The 18282-nt window shown below is 70.2% G+C and carries 17 protein-coding genes and 1 pseudogene; 11 read left to right on the plus strand and 7 right to left on the minus strand.

Annotation, left to right across the window (positions count from 1 at the left end):
• Positions 1-239, plus strand: a pseudogene (locus tag FV227_RS14410) (porin family protein); the annotation flags it as partial.
• A 155-nt stretch (positions 240-394) separates the two neighbouring features.
• On the opposite strand, the gene parE reads toward FV227_RS14410, so the two are convergent.
• Entirely contained in the window at positions 395-2515 is a 2121-nt protein-coding gene (gene parE, locus FV227_RS14415; RefSeq protein WP_147729297.1) for a DNA topoisomerase IV subunit B, read from the minus strand.
• Positions 2516-2793: 278 nt separating this feature from the next.
• On the opposite strand from parE, the gene FV227_RS14420 reads away from it, so the two are divergent.
• Positions 2794-2979, plus strand: coding sequence for a hypothetical protein (locus FV227_RS14420; protein WP_147729298.1), 186 nt, complete (start codon positions 2794-2796; stop codon positions 2977-2979).
• A gap of 51 nt (positions 2980-3030) precedes the next feature.
• Here the strand turns inward: FV227_RS14420 and topA are convergent, their stop codons facing one another.
• The 3 genes from topA to FV227_RS14435 all read right to left on the minus strand — a co-directional run bounded on the left by topA (position 3031) and on the right by FV227_RS14435 (position 7761).
• Positions 3031-5793, minus strand: coding sequence for a type I DNA topoisomerase (gene topA, locus FV227_RS14425; RefSeq protein WP_147859266.1), 2763 nt, complete (start codon positions 5791-5793; stop codon positions 3031-3033).
• Between the two features lie 205 nt (positions 5794-5998).
• Positions 5999-6910 carry a molybdopterin-binding protein gene (locus FV227_RS14430; protein ID WP_147859267.1) on the minus strand — a complete coding sequence of 304 codons (912 nt, stop codon included), beginning with the start codon at positions 6908-6910 and terminating at the stop codon, positions 5999-6001.
• A complete protein-coding gene (locus tag FV227_RS14435; RefSeq protein WP_243983517.1) occupies positions 6907-7761 on the minus strand; it encodes a cytochrome b/b6 domain-containing protein in 855 nt (284 codons plus the stop codon). Before FV227_RS14435 ends, FV227_RS14430 begins: the two co-directional genes overlap by 4 nt.
• A gap of 143 nt (positions 7762-7904) precedes the next feature.
• Between FV227_RS14435 and FV227_RS14440 the strand changes: the two genes are divergently transcribed.
• From FV227_RS14440 to dprA, 4 genes are read left to right on the plus strand one after another with little or no spacing between them, the layout of a single operon-like run.
• Positions 7905-8852: an aspartate carbamoyltransferase catalytic subunit gene (locus tag FV227_RS14440; protein WP_147859268.1), complete on the plus strand. Its 948-nt coding sequence runs from the start codon at positions 7905-7907 to the stop codon at positions 8850-8852.
• 5 nt (positions 8853-8857) lie between these two features.
• Complete coding sequence (locus FV227_RS14445) at positions 8858-10168, plus strand: dihydroorotase (protein WP_147859287.1); 1311 nt, start codon at positions 8858-8860, stop codon at positions 10166-10168.
• Positions 10165-10797 carry a glycerol-3-phosphate 1-O-acyltransferase PlsY gene (gene plsY / locus FV227_RS14450; RefSeq protein WP_147859269.1) on the plus strand — a complete coding sequence of 211 codons (633 nt, stop codon included), beginning with the start codon at positions 10165-10167 and terminating at the stop codon, positions 10795-10797. Before FV227_RS14445 ends, plsY begins: the two co-directional genes overlap by 4 nt.
• Positions 10798-10818: 21 nt before the next feature.
• A complete protein-coding gene (gene dprA / locus FV227_RS14455) occupies positions 10819-11997 on the plus strand; it encodes a DNA-processing protein DprA (protein ID WP_147859270.1) in 1179 nt (392 codons plus the stop codon).
• Between the two features lie 29 nt (positions 11998-12026).
• On the opposite strand, the gene ruvX is transcribed toward dprA, so the two are convergent.
• Both ruvX and FV227_RS14465 read right to left on the minus strand, forming a co-directional pair.
• Complete coding sequence (gene ruvX / locus FV227_RS14460; RefSeq protein ID WP_147727677.1) at positions 12027-12518, minus strand: Holliday junction resolvase RuvX; 492 nt, start codon at positions 12516-12518, stop codon at positions 12027-12029.
• Between the two features lie 22 nt (positions 12519-12540).
• Complete coding sequence (locus tag FV227_RS14465; RefSeq protein WP_147859288.1) at positions 12541-13122, minus strand: SMI1/KNR4 family protein; 582 nt, start codon at positions 13120-13122, stop codon at positions 12541-12543.
• Between the two features lie 117 nt (positions 13123-13239).
• Here FV227_RS14465 and FV227_RS14470 point away from each other — a divergent pair, with 117 nt between their 5' ends.
• From FV227_RS14470 to gatB, 5 genes are all read left to right on the plus strand, one after another.
• Positions 13240-13431 carry a hypothetical protein gene (locus FV227_RS14470; protein ID WP_147859271.1) on the plus strand — a complete coding sequence of 64 codons (192 nt, stop codon included), beginning with the start codon at positions 13240-13242 and terminating at the stop codon, positions 13429-13431.
• A 134-nt stretch (positions 13432-13565) separates the two neighbouring features.
• A complete protein-coding gene (gatC, locus tag FV227_RS14475) occupies positions 13566-13853 on the plus strand; it encodes an Asp-tRNA(Asn)/Glu-tRNA(Gln) amidotransferase subunit GatC (RefSeq protein WP_147727679.1) in 288 nt (95 codons plus the stop codon).
• 97 nt (positions 13854-13950) lie between these two features.
• Complete coding sequence (gene gatA / locus FV227_RS14480) at positions 13951-15441, plus strand: Asp-tRNA(Asn)/Glu-tRNA(Gln) amidotransferase subunit GatA (protein WP_147859272.1); 1491 nt, start codon at positions 13951-13953, stop codon at positions 15439-15441.
• The gene (locus FV227_RS14485) at positions 15438-15740 is read left to right on the plus strand and encodes a hypothetical protein (RefSeq protein ID WP_147859273.1); all 303 of its coding nucleotides are present in this window, start codon (positions 15438-15440) and stop codon (positions 15738-15740) included. Before gatA ends, FV227_RS14485 begins: the two co-directional genes overlap by 4 nt.
• Before the next feature lie 64 nt (positions 15741-15804).
• Positions 15805-17277, plus strand: a complete 1473-nt coding sequence (gene gatB / locus FV227_RS14490) for an Asp-tRNA(Asn)/Glu-tRNA(Gln) amidotransferase subunit GatB (protein ID WP_147859274.1) — start codon at positions 15805-15807, stop codon at positions 17275-17277.
• A 447-nt stretch (positions 17278-17724) separates the two neighbouring features.
• On the opposite strand, the gene FV227_RS14495 is transcribed toward gatB, so the two are convergent.
• Positions 17725-18222, minus strand: a complete 498-nt coding sequence (locus FV227_RS14495) for a DUF3280 domain-containing protein (protein WP_147859275.1) — start codon at positions 18220-18222, stop codon at positions 17725-17727.
• Positions 18223-18282 lie beyond the last annotated feature (60 nt).

Consider the following 18282-nt stretch of genomic DNA (forward strand, 5'->3'; position numbering starts at 1 on the left):
CGACCGACTCGTTCCTGAACTTCTTCCGCTCCTCGGCCGTGACGCTGAAGGTGGAAGGCCTGTACGTGAACCTCGACCAGGGCGGCCGCAACAACGGCGCCTTCGCCTCCAACTCGACCGGCACCGTGACCCTGACCTCGCCGGGCGTGACCGTCGTGCAGAGCGGCCTGAACCGCAACAACAGCACCGAGTTCGCTGTCGTGCGCGCCGGCCTGAACTACAAGTTCGGCTCGTACTAGGACCTGCCGGATCCGCCGCGGCTCGCCCAGAGCCGCGGTTCGACCCGACCCGAGAAGCCCGGCCGAAAGGCCGGGCTTTTTTCGTCGTCGGATCGCGGGCATGAAAAAGCCCGGCCTCGCGGCCGGGCTCCGATCGGACCGCCGTGCCGGGCCGCTCAGATGTCGAGGTCGGTCTTCTCGGCGAAGGCGGCTCGCTCGGAGATGAAGGTGAAGCGGGCTTCCGGCTTGTTGCCCATCAGGCGCTCGACCGCGTCGCCGGTCGATTCGCGCGCCTCGTCGAGGACGGCGACGCGCATCAGGATGCGCTTCTTCGGGTCCATCGTCGTCTCCTTCAGCTGCGCCGGCATCATCTCGCCCAGCCCCTTGAAGCGGCTGATCTCGACCTTGCCGTTCTTGAACACCGTCTTGATCAGCTGCTCCTTATGCGAGTCGTCGCGGGCGTAGGCCGTCTTGGTGCCCTGCTGCAGCCGGTAGAGCGGCGGCATCGCGAGGTAGAGGTGGCCCTTGTCGATGAGCTTCGGCATCTGCCGGTAGAAGAAGGTGATCAGCAGCGAGGCGATATGGGCGCCGTCGACGTCGGCGTCCGTCATGATGATCACCTTGTCGTAGCGCAGCTCCTCGTCGCGGTACTGACCGCCGGTGCCGCAGCCGAGCGCGAGGGTGAGGTCGCCGATAAGCTGGTTCGCACCGAGCTTGTCGCGGCTGGCCGAGGCAACGTTCAGGATCTTGCCGCGCAGCGGCAGGATCGCCTGCGTGGCCCGGTCGCGCGCCTGCTTGGCCGAGCCGCCGGCCGAGTCGCCCTCGACGATGAAGATCTCCGAGCCCGCGGTGCCGGCGGCCGAGCAATCGGCGAGCTTGCCGGGGAGCCGCAGCTTGCGCGTCGCGGTCTTGCGCGCGACCTCCTTCTCCTGGCGTCGGCGCAGGCGCTCCTCGGCCCGGTCGATCACCCAGTCTAGCACCTTGTTGGCCTGGGCCGGCGACGCGGCGAGCCAATGGTCAAAGGCGTCGCGGATCGCGGTCTCGACGATGCGCGACGCCTCGACGGTGGCGAGCTTGTCCTTGGTCTGGCCCTGGAACTCCGGCTCGCGGATGAAGACCGACAGCATGGAGGCGCAGGTCGCCATCACGTCGTCGGTGGTCACCGCCGTCATGCGCTTGGCCTGGTTCACCCGCTCGGCGTGCTCGCGCAGCGCCCGCAGCAGCGCGACGCGCAGGCCGGATTCGTGGGTGCCCCCCTCGGGCGTCGGGATGGTGTTGCAGTACGAGGCGGAGACGCCGTCGTCGTGGACCATCCAGGCCACGGCCCATTCGAGCGAGCCGTGCGAGCCGGGCTTTGTGATCTTGCCGGAGAAGATCGCGTCGGTGACGAGCTCCTTGCCCTCGATGTCGCGGGCGAGGTAGTCGCGCAGGCCGCCGGGGAAGCGGTGCACCGCCTCGGCCGGGATGTCGGTGCCCTCGATCAGCGCCGGCGCACACCGCCACCGGATCTCGACGCCGCCGAACAGGTAGGCCTTCGAGCGCGCCATCTTGAACAGGCGGCGCGGGTCGAACGCCAGCGAGCCGAAGATCTGCGCGTCGGGATGGAAGCGGATGCGCGTGCCGCGCCGGTTCTGCACCCGCCCGACGGTTTCCAACCCGCCCTGCGCATGACCGCGCGAAAAACTCTGGCGGTAGAGCGTCTGGTTGCGCGCGACCTCGACCTCCAGGAGGTCGGACAGCGCGTTCACCACCGAAATGCCGACGCCGTGCAGGCCGCCGCTGGTCTCGTAGACCTTCGAGTCGAACTTCCCGCCCGCATGCAGCGTCGTCATGATAACTTCGAGCGCGGACTTGCCGGGAAACTTCGGGTGCGGGTCGATCGGGATGCCGCGGCCGTTGTCGGTGACGACGAGCGCGCCCGTCTCCTCCAGCTCGACCTCGATGAAGCTGGCGTGGCCCGCCACCGCCTCGTCCATCGAATTGTCGATCACCTCCGAGAACAGGTGGTGCAGCGCCCGCTCATCGGTGCCGCCAATATACATGCCGGGCCGGCGCCGCACCGGCTCCAGCCCTTCCAGCACCTCGATGTCGGATGCGGTGTAGCCGGCCTCCGGACCGGCGAGCGGCTCGAGCGCCGCCATCGGCGCCGTCGGCTTGCGCCGGCGCTCGGAAGAGGGCAGGGGCGCGGCGGGCGAGGGATCCGTGGCCGAAGGCTTGGCCGGCGAAGAATGGGCTGGCGAAGAATGGGCAGCGGCCTTCGCGCCCGGCCCGAACAGGTCGATGGGGGCGTCGCTCAACCGACGGGCTCCAGGCTTCGGGTCACGTCTCGCATGGGCTTTCATCCGCTCACGATACCGGAACAAAACGGAAACATCAAAGGCGATCGCAGGCCGAATCCGCTATGCAGCTTCGCATGTGCAGCGCGAACCCTCCAAACGCTGCGATGCAACCGTCATCGGGGTGATGCGCAGATCCGGTTAAGATCGCCTCACGCTGCAATTTCGCGCGGAACCGGCGGCATGATCATGCATTATATCACAAGATCTTTGCCGTAACGAGGGCTGGGACGCCGACGATGACGACTGCTTCGATCGAAGCCCGAACCCTGATCCTCGCCCGCCTCGAGCGCGCCGCCGGGCAAGCCTTCGGATGCGAGCAGGACGCTGCGCCCGTCTCTCGCGCGGCCTTCGTCAATCCGACGACGGTCGCCCTGGCGACCTTCGCGACGGCCTTCGCCGCGACGATCAGCTACCTCGTCTGAGACCTGCGACGCGCCTGGCGCGGACCGCCGGCAAGCTGCGCCGCCGGCGGTTCAGCCGCTGGCCTTCTTGCTCGAAGCCGGCTTCGCAGCGGCCTTGCCCGCAGCGGCCTTCGGCGTGGCGCGCTTCTTCGCGGCGGGTTTGGCGGAGGTTTTGGAAGCGGTCTTCACCGTCCCGACCTCGCCGTCCTTGGCCGCCTTTGCCGGCTTGCGCGCCGTGGCCTTCGCACCCCGCGCCGGCGCGGCCTTGCGGCCGCGGCTCGGCTTGCCCCCGCCGGCCGCGCGCTTGGCGTTGACGAGGTCGATGCCCTCGGCGAGCGTCAGCGCCTCGGCGGCCATCGATTTCGGCAGGGTCGCGTTGACCTCGCCGTCGGTGACGTAGGCGCCGTACTTGCCGGCCTTGACCACCAGCTCGCGACCCGTCGCCTCGTCCTTGCCGATCGGGCGGCCGGGATCCGAGGACGGGCGGCCGCGGCCGCCGCCCTGTTCCTTGGCGACGATCAGGTCGATCGCCCGGTTGGCGCCGACCTCGAGCACGTCGTCGTCCTTGCCCAGGTTCGCGTAGGTCTTGCCGTGCTGGACGTAGGGCCCGAACCGGCCGAGATTGGCCAGGATCGGCTCGCCGGTCTCCGGGTGCCGGGCGACCTCGCGCGGCAGCGACAGCAGCCGCAGCGCCTTCTCCAGGTCGACCATCGACGGCGTCACACCCTTCGGCAGCGACGAGCGCTTGGGCTTGGCCGCGTCCTTCTCGGTCGAGGCCTCGCCGAGCTGGACGAACGGGCCGAACCGGCCGTCGCGGATCGTCACCGGCAATCCGGTCACCGGATCGTTGCCGAGCACCCGCGTGCCGGGCGGGCTGCCGTCCGGCGATGAGCCGTCACCCTCGCCCTCGATGCCCGCGGCCGAGAGCTGCCGGGTGAACTTGCATTCCGGGTAGTTCGAGCAGCCGACGAAGGAGCCGAACTTGCCGAGCTTCAGCGAGAGCTGGCCCGAGCCGCAGGTCGGGCAGGTGCGCGGGTTCGAGCCGTCGGCCTTCTCGGGGAAGATGTGGTCGCCGAGAAGCGTGTTCAGCGCCTCCAGCACCTCGGTGACGCGCAGCTCCTTGGTGCCGCCGACGGCGGCGGAGAAGTCGCGCCAGAAGTCGCGCAGCACGTCGCGCCAGTCGATCTCGGCGTTCGAGACCCGGTCGAGCTGGCCTTCGAGGTCGGCGGTGAAGTCGTACTCGACGTAGCGCTTGAAGAAGCTCTCGAGGAAGCCGGTCACGAGCCGGCCCTTGTCCTCGGGCTGCAGGCGCTTCTTCTCGATCTTGACGTATTCGCGGTCGCGCAGGGTCTGGAGCACCGCGGCGTAGGTCGAGGGCCGGCCGATGCCGAGCTCCTCCATGCGCTTGACGAGGCTGGCCTCGGAGAAGCGCGGCGGCGGCTCGGTGAAGTGCTGGGTCGAGGCGATGCGCTCGCGCTTCAGCGCCTCGCCGGCCTTCATCGGCGGCAGGCGCTTGCCGTCCTCGTCCTCCTCGTCGTCCTTGCCCTCCTGGTAGAGGGTGAGGAAGCCGTCGAACTTCACGACCTGGCCGGTGGCGCGCAGGTCGATCCGGCGCGGGCCGACGCTGGCGGTCACGTCGACCGTGGTGCGCTCCAGCTCGGCCGACTCCATCTGGCTGGCGACGGTCCGCGTCCAGATCAGGTCGTAGAGCTTGGCCTGCTCGGGATCGAGCATCCGCGCGACCTGCTTCGGCAGCCGGCCCATGTCGGTCGGGCGCACGGCCTCGTGGGCCTCCTGCGCGTTCTTGGCCTTGGCGCTGTAGCGGCGCGGCACGCCCGGGACGTACTTGTCGCCGAACTCGCGGCCGATGACCCGGCGCGCGTCGGCGATGGCCTCGGGCGCCATGTCGACGCCGTCGGTCCGCATGTAGGTGATCAGGCCCACCGTCTCGCCGCCGATGTCGACGCCCTCGTAGAGCTTCTGGGCGACGCGCATGGTCTGCGCCGGCGCCATCCCGAGCTTTCGCGACGCCTCCTGCTGCAGCGTCGACGTCGTGAAGGGCGGCTGCGGATGGCGCTTGGCGGGCTTCGCCTCGACCGAGGCGACCTGGAACGTCGCGAGCTCGAGGTCGCGCTTGAACGCGGCCGCATCCTCGCCGTTGCCGACGTCGAGGCGCTGGATGCGCTTGCCGTCGGCCCCGACGAGGCGAGCCTCGAACACGCCGCCGTCTGCGGTCGAGAGGGTCGCGACCAGCGACCAGTACTCGCGCGGCTTGAAGCGCTCGATCTCGACCTCGCGCTCGCAGACGAGCCGCAAGGCCACCGACTGCACGCGGCCGGCCGAGCGGGCGCCGGGGAGCTTGCGCCACAGCACCGGCGACAGGTTGAAGCCGACGAGGTAGTCGAGCGCCCGGCGCGCCAGGTAGGCGTCGACCAGCGCCTGATCGATCTGGCGCGGCTGCCGCATCGCCGTCTCGACCGACGCCTTGGTGATCGCGTTGAAGGTGACGCGCTCGACCGGGATGCCCTTCAGCACCTTGCGGGCGGTCAGCGCCTCCAGCACGTGCCAGGAGATCGCCTCGCCCTCGCGATCCGGGTCGGTCGCCAGGATCAGCTTGTCCGCGCCCTTCACGGCGCGGGCGATCTCGGACACCTGCTTCGAGCCGCGGGCGTCGAGCTCCCAGATCATGTTGAAATCGGCTTCGGGATCGACCGACCCGTCCTTGGCCGGAAGGTCGCGGATGTGCCCGAACGAGGCGATGACTTCATAGTCGCGGCCAAGATACTTGTTGATGGTCTTGGCTTTGGCCGGCGACTCGACGACGACGACTTTCATGGACGAAACAGCCTCTCGTCAAAGCCCGAGCAGCGGCAGGAACGCACCAATTGTTGGGTTTCGCGCCGCGGCCGGGCCGGACCTGCGCGGGGCATGAAGTGGTTCATGCCCCGCGGGTTGTCAAATGGGGGGCTGTTCGGGGCGCCTGCCGCGAGGCGCGTACGGGTGGGCATTCTCCCCCCCTCTGCGGGGGAGGGGGCCGGTCTCAGATGCCGGCGTACCATTCGTAGCCGCGGTCCTCCCAGTAGCCGCCCTGGCCGTCGCCGATCCTGGCCAGCGATTCGACTACCTCGATCCGCATCACGTACTTGGCCTGCTTGTAGCCGAGCTGCCGCTCGAGCCGCAGGCGCAGGGGCGCGCCGTTCGAAACCGGGAGCGGCTTTCCGTTGAGGTCGTAGGCGAGGATCGTCTGCGGGTGGAAGGCGTCGGTGAGGTCGATGCTCTCGTAGTAGCGGATCGGCGTGCGCGTCTCCTCGGGCTCCTCGGCCGGGGCACCGCCCCAGGCGTCGGCATCGTTGCCCGCGGCCGCCACCTGGACGTGGCGCACCGCGCTCGGGTACTCCGGCTGCAGGAACGCGCCGTCTTTGCCGCCTTCGAGGCCGCCGCCGGCATATTCGAGCGTGTCGGCGCAGTGGAACACGACGTAGCGCGCCTGCGGCTTCAGCCCGGCGCGGTTCAGCACCTCAGCCAGCGGCACGCCGGACCATTTTCCGATGCAGCTCCAGCCCTCGACGCAATCGTGCCGGGTTGTCTGCGTCCGCGACGGCAGCGCGCGGAGGTCGGCGAGGCCGAAGCTCTGCGGTCGCTCGACGAGGCCCCCGACCTCGAGCTTGAAGGTCGAGAAGTTCGAGGCCGCAAGCGCCTTGTAGGCCTTGTCCGGCGGGTCGATCGTGCCGTTCGGCTTGAACACCGCCGAGATCTCGGAATCCGGGAATTCCTTCGCCAGCGAGGCGTTCGAGAGCAACAGGCGCTGCACGAACAGGTTGGCGTCCTCGCCGGCCTTCAGCGTCCGCGGGCCGTAGGCGGACCCGGCGAAGCGGTCGCAGCCGGCGAGCATCGCGGTGCCGCCGAGCGCGGCGACGGTGGTGAGGAAGCGGCGGCGGTCGAGGTTGCTCATCGCGGGGTCGCTCCGTCCTTCTCGATCGCGAACCAGCCGGTGACCATGCCGCGCATGTTGTTCCAGAAGCCCGAGACCAGCACCAGCACCACGTGCACGATCACGAACAGCACCAGGAGGTTGGCCACGATGAAGTGGATCGTGCGCGCCGACTGCCGGCCGCCGAACACGTCGACCAGCCAGGGCCAGGCGGCATCCATGCCCGGCGACATCGCGAGGCCGGCCAGCACCATCACCGGCAGAAGGCCGGCGATCACGGCGAGGTACGTCAGCTTCTGCAGCACGTTGTAGCGCTTGGCCTCCTCGCCCTTGGGGAAGTGCAGCGTGAGATGCTCGCGCACCGAGCCGCCGAAGTCGCGGATCTGGTCGCCGTCCGGGATCACCCGCCGGCGAAGCTGCCCCGACACCAGCCCGTAGAGCAGGTAGATCGCCCCGTTGATCACCAGCGCCCAGGCGAACAGGAAGTGCCAGCGCCGCGCGGTGGCGAGATCCTGCCCCGAGGGGATCGTGCTCCACGACGGGAAGGCCCGGTCGGTCATCTGGCCCTGGTCCTTCGAGAGCCCGAGCACGCCGGTGGTGTCGAAGGTGCGGCCGCCGATCGTCACGATGCCGCGGGCGTTGCCCTTGGCGTCGGTGTCGCTGGTGATCGCCAGCGCCGGGGTGTCGAAGGTCGACTTCGCGCCCCAGTACAGGGCCGGATGCGCGTTGAAAATCTGCAGCCCGCTCATCAGCAGGATCAGCAGGGAGGCGGCGTTGAGCCAGTGCGCGACGCGGATCACCAGCGGATGCCGGTAGATCGCCTCGCGGCGGGGCGTCGCGGTGCCGGAGGGAATCGCCGGGGAAGCTGCCAAGGGAGTGTCACCTGATTGTCCGAGTGGCGACCACTTCGCCGCCTCGTCTCGGCTGGTTACGTATCGCCGCCGCCGAAAGTTGCCAGCCCGGTCCCGCGCCGCGCGCTTGCCGTCGCATCGGGCGCGACCTATCACGCGAGGCGATGAGCCAGCCGACGCACCCGAACTATCCCCACCGGCATCTCCTCGGGATAGAGGGCCTGTCGCGCCCCGACATCGAGGGGCTGCTCGACCGGGCGGACGCGGCGGTGGCGATCTCCCGTCAGGTTGAGAAGAAGCGCGCGACGCTGCGCGGTCGCACCCAGATCAACCTGTTCTTCGAGCCCTCGACCCGCACGCAATCCTCGTTCGAGCTCGCCGGCAAGCGCCTCGGCGCCGACGTGATGAACATGTCGGTGGCCTCGTCCTCGGTGAAGAAGGGCGAGACGCTGATCGACACCGCGGCGACGCTGAACGCCATGCGGCCCGACATCATCGTGGTGCGCCACCATTCGGCCGGCGCCGTGCACCTGCTCGCGCGGAAGGTCGACTGCTCGGTGGTCAATGCCGGCGACGGCGCCCACGAGCACCCGACGCAGGCGCTGCTCGACGCGCTGACCATCCGCCGCAACAAGGGGCGGATCGAGGGGCTTCGCGTCGCGATCTGCGGCGACGTGCTGCACAGCCGTGTCGCGCGCTCGAACCTGATCCTGCTGCAGGCGATGGGTGCGCGCGTCCGCGTGATCGCCCCGTCGTCGCTCCTGCCCGCCGGCATCGAGCGCTTCGGCGTCGAGGTCTTCACCGACATGCGCAAGGGCCTCGACGGCTGCGACATCGTGATGATGCTGCGCCTGCAGCGCGAGCGCATGAACGGCTCGTTCGTGCCCTCGGTGAAGGAGTATTTCCGCTATTTCGGCCTCGACGCCGACAAGCTCGCGCTCGCCGCTCCCGACGCCCTGGTGATGCATCCCGGCCCGATGAACCGCGGCGTCGAGATCGCCTCCGACATCGCCGACGGGGCGCAGTCGCTGATTCGCGAGCAGGTCGAGATGGGCGTCGCCGTGCGCATGGCGGTGATGGAAGCGCTGGCCTCGCATCTGCCGAACGCGTGATGGCCATGACCGAACAAGCTCAGATCCTCACCAACGCCACCCTCCTCGACCCGGCCGACGGCCGCGAAGGGCCGGGCCATGTCCTGATCCGCGACGGCCGCATCGCCGACATCGCCTGGGGCGCGGCGCCCGGCCTGCCGGAGGGTGCTCGGACGATCGACTGCGCCGGCCACGTGCTGGCGCCGGGCCTGATCGACATGCGCGCCTTCGTCGGCGAGCCCGGCGCCGAGCACCGCGAGACCCTGGCGAGCGCCAGCGCCGCGGCGGCGGCCGGCGGGGTCACGACGCTGGTCTGCATGCCGGACACCAATCCGGTGATCGACGGCCCGGCGATCGTCGACTTCGTGCTGCGCCGCGCCCGCGACACGGCCTGCGTCAACGTCCTGCCGGCGGCGGCGATCACCAAGGGGCTTGCCGGCCACGAGATGACCGAGTTCGGCCTGCTCCAGGAAGCCGGCGCCGTCGCCTTCACCGACGGGCTCCGCGCCGTCACGCACGCGCAGGTGATGCGGCGGGCGATGACCTACGCCCGCGACTTCGGCGCGCTGCTGATGCAGCACGTCGAGGAGCCCGACCTCGTCGGCGAGGGCGTGATGAACGAGGGCGAGCTGGCCTCGCGGCTCGGGCTCATGGGCATCCCGCGCGAGGCCGAGACGATGATGCTGGAGCGCGACCTCCGCCTCGTCCGCCTCACCGGCGCACGCTACCACGCGGCGATGATCTCCTGCGCCGACTCGGTCGAGATCGTGCGCCGGGCCAAGCACGACGGATTGCCGGTGACCTGCGGCGCCTCGATCAACAACCTCGTCCTGAACGAGGGCGACATCGGGCACTACCGCACCTTCTGCAAGCTTTCGCCGCCCTTGCGCGGCGAGGCCGACCGGCAGGCGCTGGCGGCGGCGCTGAACGAGGGCGTGATCGACGTCGTCGTCTCCGATCACAACCCGCAGGACGTCGAGACCAAGCGCCTGCCCTTCGCCGAGGCTGCCGACGGCGCGCTCGGGATCGAGACCCTGCTCGGCGCCGCGCTCCGCCTCGTGCGCGCCGGCGACGTCACGCTCGCGCGCCTGCTCGCGGCGCTGTCGGCGAATCCGGGGCGCATCCTCGGGCGCGAATCCGGTCGGCTCGCGGTCGGCGCCCCGGCCGACCTCGTGCTGATCGATCCGGACGTGCCCTACGTGCTCGACAAGCGGACCCTGAAGTCGCGCTCGAAGAACTCGCCGTTCGACGAGGCGCAGATGCAGGGCGCCGCGGTGCTGACGCTCGTCGGCGGCCGGATCGTCCACCGCTCGGCCGACCTCGCGGGGGCCGCATGAGCGCGCTGTCGGACATGGCCTGGCCGGTCGTCCTCGGCTGCCTGGCGCTCGGCTACGCCCTCGGCTCGATCCCGTTCGGGCTCGTCTTCACGCGGCTTGCCGGCCTCGGCGACGTGCGGGCGATCGGGTCGGGCAACATCGGCGCGACCAACGTGCTGCGCACCGGCCGCAAGGGGCTCGCCGCCGCGACGCTGCTCGGCGACGCCCTGAAAGGCACCGCGGCGGTGCTGATCGCGCAGCGGTTCGGCGAAGGGACCGGCGAAGGGACCGGCGCGTGGCCGGCGCTCGCGGCCGGGCTCGGCGCCTTCCTCGGGCATCTCTTCCCGGTCTGGCTCGGGTTCAGGGGCGGCAAGGGCGTCGCGACCTTCCTCGGGGTGCTGCTCGCCCTGAGCCCGCCGGCGCTGCTCGCCTTCGCGGCGATCTGGCTCGGCCTCGCCTTCGCCCTGCGCTACTCGTCGCTCGCGGCGCTCGCAGCCTCGGCCGCGACCCCTATCATTCTGTGGGCCTTGAACGATCCGGCGCGCGCGGGCCTCTTCCTCGTCCTCGGCCTGCTGCTATGGTGGAAGCACGCGCCCAACATCCGCCGGCTGGTCGACGGCACCGAGGGACGGATCGGTCAGAAGGGCTGAGACCCCTTCGGGGGAAGGCCCGTGCAGCTCACCGACGCACAAAGGCTCGACTGGCTCCGCCTGATCCGAACCGAAGGGGTCGGGCCGCGCACGTTCCGCAGCCTGATCAACCGCTTCGGCGGCGCGGCCGGCGCCCTCGCGGCCCTGCCGGACCTGACCGCGCGCCGGGGACGGCGCGTCGTGCCGCCGGCGCGGGCCGAGGCCGAGGCGGAAATCGCGGCAGCGTGCCGCCTCGGTGCCCGCATCGTCGCGATGGGCGAGGCGGGCTACCCGAAGATCCTTCAGGCGGCCGATTCCGCGCCGCCCCTCGTCGCGGTGCGCGGATCCGCCGACGCGCTTTCAAGGCCGGCGGTGGCGATCGTCGGCTCGCGCAACGCCTCGGCCGCCGGGCTCGCCTTCACCGAGCGGCTGGCGCGCGGTCTCGGCGAAGCGGGGCTCGTCGTCGTCTCCGGCCTGGCCCGCGGGATCGACGCCCGCGCGCACAAGGCGTCCGCCGCGACCGGCACCGTCGCGGTGCTCGCGGGCGGCCACGACAAGATCTATCCGGCCAACCATGCCGGCCTCGTCGAGGCGATCCTGGAGGCGGGCGGGGCGGTGATCGCCGAGATGCCGATGGGCTGGGTGCCGCGCGGGCGCGACTTCCCGAGGCGCAACCGCATCATTTCGGGGCTGGCCTACGGCACCGTGGTGGTCGAGGCGGCACGCCGTTCGGGCTCGCTGATCACCGCGCGCTTCGCCCTCGAGCAGGGTCGCGAGGTCTTCGCGGTGCCGGGCTCTCCGCTCGACCCGCGGGCGGAGGGCACCAACGACCTGATCCGACAGGGGGCGACGCTCGTCGCCGAGGTCGAGCACGTCCTCGCCGCCATCGCACCGCTGATCGAGCGCGGCGACGACCCCGACCAGGTGCTGGCGCTCCCGCGACCGGACCTCGCCGACCAGCCGGACTTCTGGGACGAGATCGACCTCGATGAGGGCGCCGCGCCGATGCCCGCTGCGCCGTTCGAGGCGCCGGAACCGGCAGAGCCGGTGGGCGACCGGGAGACGCTCGTCGCCGCGCTCAGCCCGACGCCGGTCGGCACGGACGAGCTTGCGCGTGCCACCGGGCTCTCCGTGCGCCGCGTCCAGACCACGCTGCTCGAGCTCGAACTCGACGGGCGGATCGAGCGGCACGGCAGCGGGATGGTGTCGCTGATCGGCTGAGCCGCAGCCGGCGAGACGCGCGCAAGCGCTCAGAACGGGTCGTCGTCCTCGGACTCGACCAGCCCCCGCATCCGGTCGAGGCAGCCCTGCAGGATGTAGGCGGCGGCGAGCTTGTCGACGAGCGCGCCGCGCTTGGCCCGCGAGGTGTCGGCCGCGATCAGCGCACGCGTGACGACGGCGGTCGAAAGGCGCTCGTCGTAGAACAGGACCGGCAGGTCGAGGAGCGGCTTGAGGTTGCGCACGAACGAGCGCGTCGATTGCACCCGCACGCCCTCGCTGCCGTCCATGTTGAGCGGCAGCCCGATCACTAGCCCGCCGACCGCGTGCTGCTCGCAGAGGAAGCGCAGCCGCGCGACGTCGGGCGTGAACTTCACCCGCTTGATCGTCTCCAAGGGCGACGCGATCTGGCGGCCGAGATCCGACAGGGCGAGCCCGATCGTCTTGGTGCCGAGATCGATGCCGATCAGCCGGGGCCCGCCGCGCGAGGCCTCGGCGAAGGCGCGTAACGTGTCCTCGTCCATCGTATCCCGTTCCGCTCGCGCCCTATGCCGGCTCGCCGGGCGGGCTCGCCTCGCCAGCCCGCGCCAGCACCGCCGCCTCGATGCCCTCGAAGGTCGAGGCCAGCGGCGGGGTGCCGTCGCCGAGCACGTCGAGGATCGTCAGGCCCTGCGTGCGCCGGAAGAACGCGTCGAGGCTGTCGCCGCCGAAGCGGACGGTTTCGAGATCCGCGGCCATCACCCAGATCGGGTACTCGCCCGCGCCGGCGACGTCCCAGAACAGGAAGCTGCCGTCCTCGCCCTCGCCGAAGAAGCAGGCGCGTGCGAGCCGCGACAGGTCGCCGTCCTCGATCGCGAACCGGTGCGGCGCGTCGGCGGCCGAGAGCGCCGCGATCGCCGCGTTGATGCTGTCGGCGATGATCTCCGCCCGCGTCACCAGGTCGGCCGCCGGATAGGGCAGGGGCGTGGCGATCCGGAAATGGCCGTTGGCGAGGCCGGCGCCGCAGTCACGGCAGAAGCTGCGATACGATTCGGGCAGCGCGAAGCCGAGCTCGGCCTCCGCCCGCGCGATCTCGGCGTCGCTCGAGCGTGCGCCCGGATGAAGCCGCTCGAACACCGTGTTCCACATCGCGCTCACGCTCCATCCACAGCCGTTAACCGCGTCGCGAGTTTGCCGTGGCCGACAACGCAGCGCTTCCCTCATAACGATGGTTAAGGTTTCGTTAAGCCCGCTGCGGAGGCAATCGTGCGCGCCATCGGTTCTCTCGTCTCCCACGCGTCCCCTCCTCGCCGCCCGCTGCCGCGGCGGCACAAGGTGATGCTGCTCGTCGCCTTCGAGGTCCTGGTGCTCGGCTTCACCCTGGCCGCGTGCTTCCCGATCCGCCCGGCCGGCATCGTGATCGAGACGACGGTGACGCCGAACCACGTCGTCACCTGACGCCCCGGCGCGTTGCGGCGTCGCGAAGCCCGGTGCTATAGCGCCCGGACCGTCGAGGGACCGGGCCGACGCGGCGCATCTCCGCCGCGGCGCGCCGGGTCCTTCGGGACGAACAGCCGAGACGAACAGGCAGCATGTCGGTCGACGAGAAGACAGTCCGGCGCATCGCGCATCTGGCCCGCATCGCGGTCGCCGAAGACGAGGTTGCGCCGCTGCAGGGCGAGCTGAACGCCATCCTCGCCTTCGTCGAGCAGCTCGGCGCAGTCGACGTGACCGGCGTCGAGGCGATGACCTCGGTGACGCCGATGGCGATGAAGAAGCGCAAGGACGTGGTCACCGACGGCGGCCGCGCGGTCGACGTCGTCGCCAACGCGCCCGAGACGGAGGACCACTACTTCCTGGTCCCGAAAGTCGTCGAGTAGGCGCAACTTCCACGAAGGACGCCTGCCGCGCCCGCCGGCCCCGCCCGACGGAACGCCCCCGACCCGCATCGCGGCCGAACGGCCGAGGACGAACAGCGTGACAGACCTCAACGAACTCAGCCTCGCCGAGGCGCGCGACGGCCTGAAGGCCAAGACCTTCTCCGCCCGCGAGATCGCGCAGGCGCACATCGCGGCGCTGGAGAAGGCGCGGGTCCTCAACGCCTACCTGCTGGAGACGCCCGACCGCGCCCTGACGATGGCGGACGCCTCCGACGCGAAGATCGCCAAGGGCGACGCCGGCCCGCTCGAAGGGCTGCCGCTCGGCATCAAGGACCTGTTCTGCACCGAGGGCGTCGTCACGACCGCGGGCTCCAGGATCCTCGAGACCTTCGAGCCGCACTACGAATCCGCCGTCTCGGCCAACCTCTGGCGCGACGGCGCGGTGATGCTGGGCAAGCTTAACCTCGATGAGTTCGCGATGGGCTCCTCGAACGAGACCAGCGCCTACGGCGACGTGATCTCGCCGTGGCGCCGGCAGGAAAACGGCGTCCTCTCCGACGCCAAGATCGTCCCGGGCGGCTCGTCGGGCGGCTCGGCGGCGGCGGTCGCCGCGCATCTCTGCCTCGGCGCCACCGCGACCGACACCGGCGGCTCCATCCGGCAGCCGGCCGCCTTCACGGGCACCGTCGGCATCAAGCCGACCTACGGCCGCGTCTCGCGCTGGGGCACGGTGGCCTTCGCCTCCTCCCTCGACCAGGCCGGCCCGATCGCCCGCACGGTGCGCGACTGCGCGATCCTGCTCGGCTCGATGGCCGGCCCGGACGCGCGCGACACCACCTGCGTCGACCTCCCGGTGCCGGATTTCGAGGACGCGGTCTCGCGCGGGGTGAAGGGCCTGACCATCGGCATTCCGAAGGAGTATCGGGTCGAGGGCATGCCCGCCGAGATCCAGAAGCTCTGGGACGACGGCGCCGCCTGGCTGAAGGATGCCGGCGCGACGATCCGCGAGATCTCGCTGCCCCACACCAAGCTGGCGCTGCCGGCCTACTACATCGTCGCGCCGGCCGAGGCCTCCTCGAACCTCGCCCGCTACGACGGCGTGCGCTACGGCCTGCGGGTGCCCGGCAAGGACATCGCCGCGATGTACGAGAACACCCGCGCGGCTGGGTTCGGCCGCGAGGTCAAGCGCCGGATCATGATCGGCACCTACGTGCTCTCGGCCGGCTACTACGACGCCTACTACGTCCGCGCCCAGAAGATCCGCACGCTGATCAAGCGCGACTTCGAGGAGGCCTACGCGGCCGGTGTCGACGCGATCCTGACGCCGGCGACGCCGTCCGCCGCCTTCGGCATCGGCGAGAAGGCCTCGGCCGACCCGGTCGAGATGTACCTCAACGACGTCTTCACCGTGACGGTGAACATGGCCGGTCTTCCCGGCATCGCGGTGCCGGCCGGCCTCGACGGCCAGGGCCTGCCGCTCGGGCTCCAGCTCATCGGCCGCCCCTTCGACGAGGAGACCCTGTTCGCCACCGCCGAGGTGATCGAGCGCGCCGCCGGACGCACGGTCCTGCCGAAGGCCTGGTGGTGACGGTCCCCTACTATCCCTGGACGGTCTGGATCTGGGCCGGGTTCGACCCGCTCCTGATCGCGGTCTGCCTCTATCTCGGCTGGTCGGCCGATCAGTTCGGCAAGCTGTTCGTTGCGGTCATCGCCGGCTTCGTCGCCGCGGTGCTGTTCTCCTGGGCGGTCACCGCGATCGGCATCCCGTGGCCGGCGCCGGTCAGCCACGACGGGCCGACCTTCTTCCCGGTGCGGGTGGGCGCGGCCATCCTGTGGTCGATCCTCGGCTTCACCGCCCGGCGAATCCTGCGGCCGCACGCGCCTTGACCGGTCCCCGCACCGCCACGACACTCCGCGGCGCCCCGGCGCCCCGTTGCATGAAAGTCCGAGCATGACGGCTCCCGTGAACCCCAAGAAGCTCATCAAGGGCGCCGAGCACGACTGGGAGGTCGTGATCGGCATGGAGATCCACGCCCAGGTCACCAGCCGCTCGAAGCTGTTCTCCGGCGCTTCCACCGAGTTCGGGGCCGAGCCGAACGACCACGTCTCGCTGGTCGATGCGGCGATGCCCGGCATGCTGCCGGTGATCAACGAGGAATGCGTGGCCCAGGCGGTGCGCACCGGCCTCGGCCTGAAGGCGCGGATCAACCACCGCTCGGTGTTCGACCGGAAGAACTACTTCTACCCGGACCTGCCGCAGGGCTACCAGATCTCGCAGTACAAGGACCCGATCGTCGGCGAGGGCGAGGTCGTCGTCGACCTGCTCGACGGCGAGTCGATCACCGTCGGGATCGAGCGGCTGCACCTCGAGCAGGATGCCGGAAAGTCGCTGCACGACCAGAACCCGACCCAGAGCTTCGTCGACCTTAACCGCTCCGGCGTCGCGCTGATGGAGATCGTCTCGCAGCCGGACCTGCGCTCCTCCGAGGAGGCCCGCGCCTACATGACCAAGCTGCGCACCATCCTGCGCTACCTCGGCACCTGCGACGGCGACATGGAGAAGGGCAGCTTGCGCGCCGACGTGAACGTCTCGGTGCGCCGTCCCGGCCAGCCGCTCGGCACCCGCTGCGAGATCAAGAATGTCAACTCGATCCGCTTCATCGGCCAGGCGATCGAGTCGGAGGCGCGGCGCCAGATCGCGATCATCGAGGATGGCGGCACGATCTCCCAGGAGACCCGCCTGTACGATCCGGCCAAGGGCGAGACCCGCTCGATGCGCTCCAAGGAAGAGGCGCACGACTACCGGTACTTCCCCGATCCGGACCTGCTACCGCTCGAGTTCGACCAGGCTTACGTCGACGCCCTCGCCGAGGGCCTGCCCGAGCTGCCGGACGCCAAGAAGGCGCGCTTCGTCGCCGATTTCGGGCTCAGCGCCTACGACGCCAACGTGCTCGTGGCCGAGCGGGCGTCGGCCGACTACTACGAGGCGGTGGCGCGCGGGCGCGACGGCAAGGCGGCCGCGAACTGGGTGATCAACGAGCTGTTCGGCCGCCTCAACAAGGAAGGCATCGGCATCGACGCGACGCCGGTCTCCGCCGACCAGCTCGGCCGGATCATCGACCTGATCGGCGAGGGCGTCATCTCGGGCAAGATCGCCAAGGACCTGTTCGAGATCGTCTGGACGGAAGGCGGAGACCCGCGCGCGGTCGTCGAGGCCCGCGGCATGAAGCAGGTCACCGATACCGGCGCGATCGAGGCGGCGGTCGACGACATCATCGCCAAGAACCACGACAAGGTTCAGCAGGCGAAGGAGAAGCCGACGCTGCTCGGCTGGTTCGTCGGCCAGACCATGAAGGCCACCGGCGGCAAGGCGAACCCGGCGGCGGTAAACGCCCTGCTCAAGAGCAAGCTCGGGATCGAGTAGAATCTGAGAACCGGGCGGAAGCGGCCGAGCCGGGGCATTTCGCGCATTCGAAGGCGAGCCGTGCCGGCCGCTTCTGCGCCCCTGAGGCCGCTTCCGTCCGTCGTCCGTCTGATGCCGCTGGACCTCGGGCCGAACAGGTCACGAAGTCGTCGTGGCGGCGTCGCGCTGCGGTGGAGTCATGCTCGTCTCCTCCTGCCTGCTCCGGCGGAAGGCTCACCCCACCGGTCGGCCTCGGCTTCGCCATCGGCGAAGCACGGAGATAGACTGATCCCGACAGACCATGACGTCAAGCGTGCATTTCGGCTGCTCTTTCCAGTCTTCGCATGTGCGAATAGTCGATCGCACCGCAAAAGATCGCCTGGACGATGATGAGCGACCTCTTGATGCGTCGCGACATCGATCGGGTCGGCGTCGCAAGCTCTGCGAGATCCTTAAGATCGACCGGTCCTACGGCCCGTCGCTCATGTTGTTCTCGACCATGTGGGGCACGGCGCGATCGAACGATTCGTCGGTGTTGCCGCGCAGGTCGACGCTGCAGGCCTGCTTCGGCGCGTCGTCGGCGACCGGCTTCACGTAGACATCGAGGTCGAGGATCAGGTTCGAGACCTTCTGGACCTCGCCGGTGATCGCGGTGTCGGCCCCAAGCCTTTTCGCGACGGTGACGGCGCAGCTGTTGCGGCGACGCAGGTCCGCTCTCCTGGCGACCTCCTCCTGGTCCGGCTCGGCCGAGACCACCGTGAACAGGCCCTTCTTCTGCAGAAGGTCGCGAAACACGGTGCCGATGCGCTTCAGGCGCCCCATCTCGGCCGCGTCGGGGGCGACGGGCGACCGGTTCGCGAACTGGACGTCGAACACCGCCGCCTTGGCTGGCGCGGCCCGGGCGCCGGTCGCGGCCAGCGCCAGCCCGGCGGCGGCGATGAGGACGTGCAGGGGGCGGCGTGTCATGGCGTTCCTCGCGAGCCCGCGCATCCGGGCGCGCCGGTACAGGGACACGCGGCAGGCCGC

Origin of the sequence: Methylobacterium sp. WL119 (assembly GCF_008039875.1) — a bacterium.
GTDB lineage: Bacteria > Pseudomonadota > Alphaproteobacteria > Rhizobiales > Beijerinckiaceae > Methylobacterium.

What these genes read in the sequence shown, in the direction of transcription:
- FV227_RS14420 (WP_147729298.1), top strand. Translation starts at nt 2,794, where the DNA reads ATGACGACTGCTTCGATCGAAGCCCGAACCCTGATCCTCGCCCGCCTC.
- FV227_RS14465 (WP_147859288.1), bottom strand. Translation starts at nt 13,122, where the DNA reads ATGTGGAACACGGTGTTCGAGCGGCTTCATCCGGGCGCACGCTCGAGC.
- FV227_RS14445 (WP_147859287.1), top strand. Translation starts at nt 8,858, where the DNA reads ATGACCGAACAAGCTCAGATCCTCACCAACGCCACCCTCCTCGACCCG.
- FV227_RS14495 (WP_147859275.1), bottom strand. Translation starts at nt 18,222, where the DNA reads ATGACACGCCGCCCCCTGCACGTCCTCATCGCCGCCGCCGGGCTGGCG.
- ruvX (WP_147727677.1), bottom strand. Translation starts at nt 12,518, where the DNA reads ATGGACGAGGACACGTTACGCGCCTTCGCCGAGGCCTCGCGCGGCGGG.
- topA (WP_147859266.1), bottom strand. Translation starts at nt 5,793, where the DNA reads ATGAAAGTCGTCGTCGTCGAGTCGCCGGCCAAAGCCAAGACCATCAAC.
- gatB (WP_147859274.1), top strand. Translation starts at nt 15,805, where the DNA reads ATGACGGCTCCCGTGAACCCCAAGAAGCTCATCAAGGGCGCCGAGCAC.
- gatC (WP_147727679.1), top strand. Translation starts at nt 13,566, where the DNA reads ATGTCGGTCGACGAGAAGACAGTCCGGCGCATCGCGCATCTGGCCCGC.
- FV227_RS14440 (WP_147859268.1), top strand. Translation starts at nt 7,905, where the DNA reads ATGAGCCAGCCGACGCACCCGAACTATCCCCACCGGCATCTCCTCGGG.
- plsY (WP_147859269.1), top strand. Translation starts at nt 10,165, where the DNA reads ATGAGCGCGCTGTCGGACATGGCCTGGCCGGTCGTCCTCGGCTGCCTG.
- FV227_RS14430 (WP_147859267.1), bottom strand. Translation starts at nt 6,910, where the DNA reads ATGAGCAACCTCGACCGCCGCCGCTTCCTCACCACCGTCGCCGCGCTC.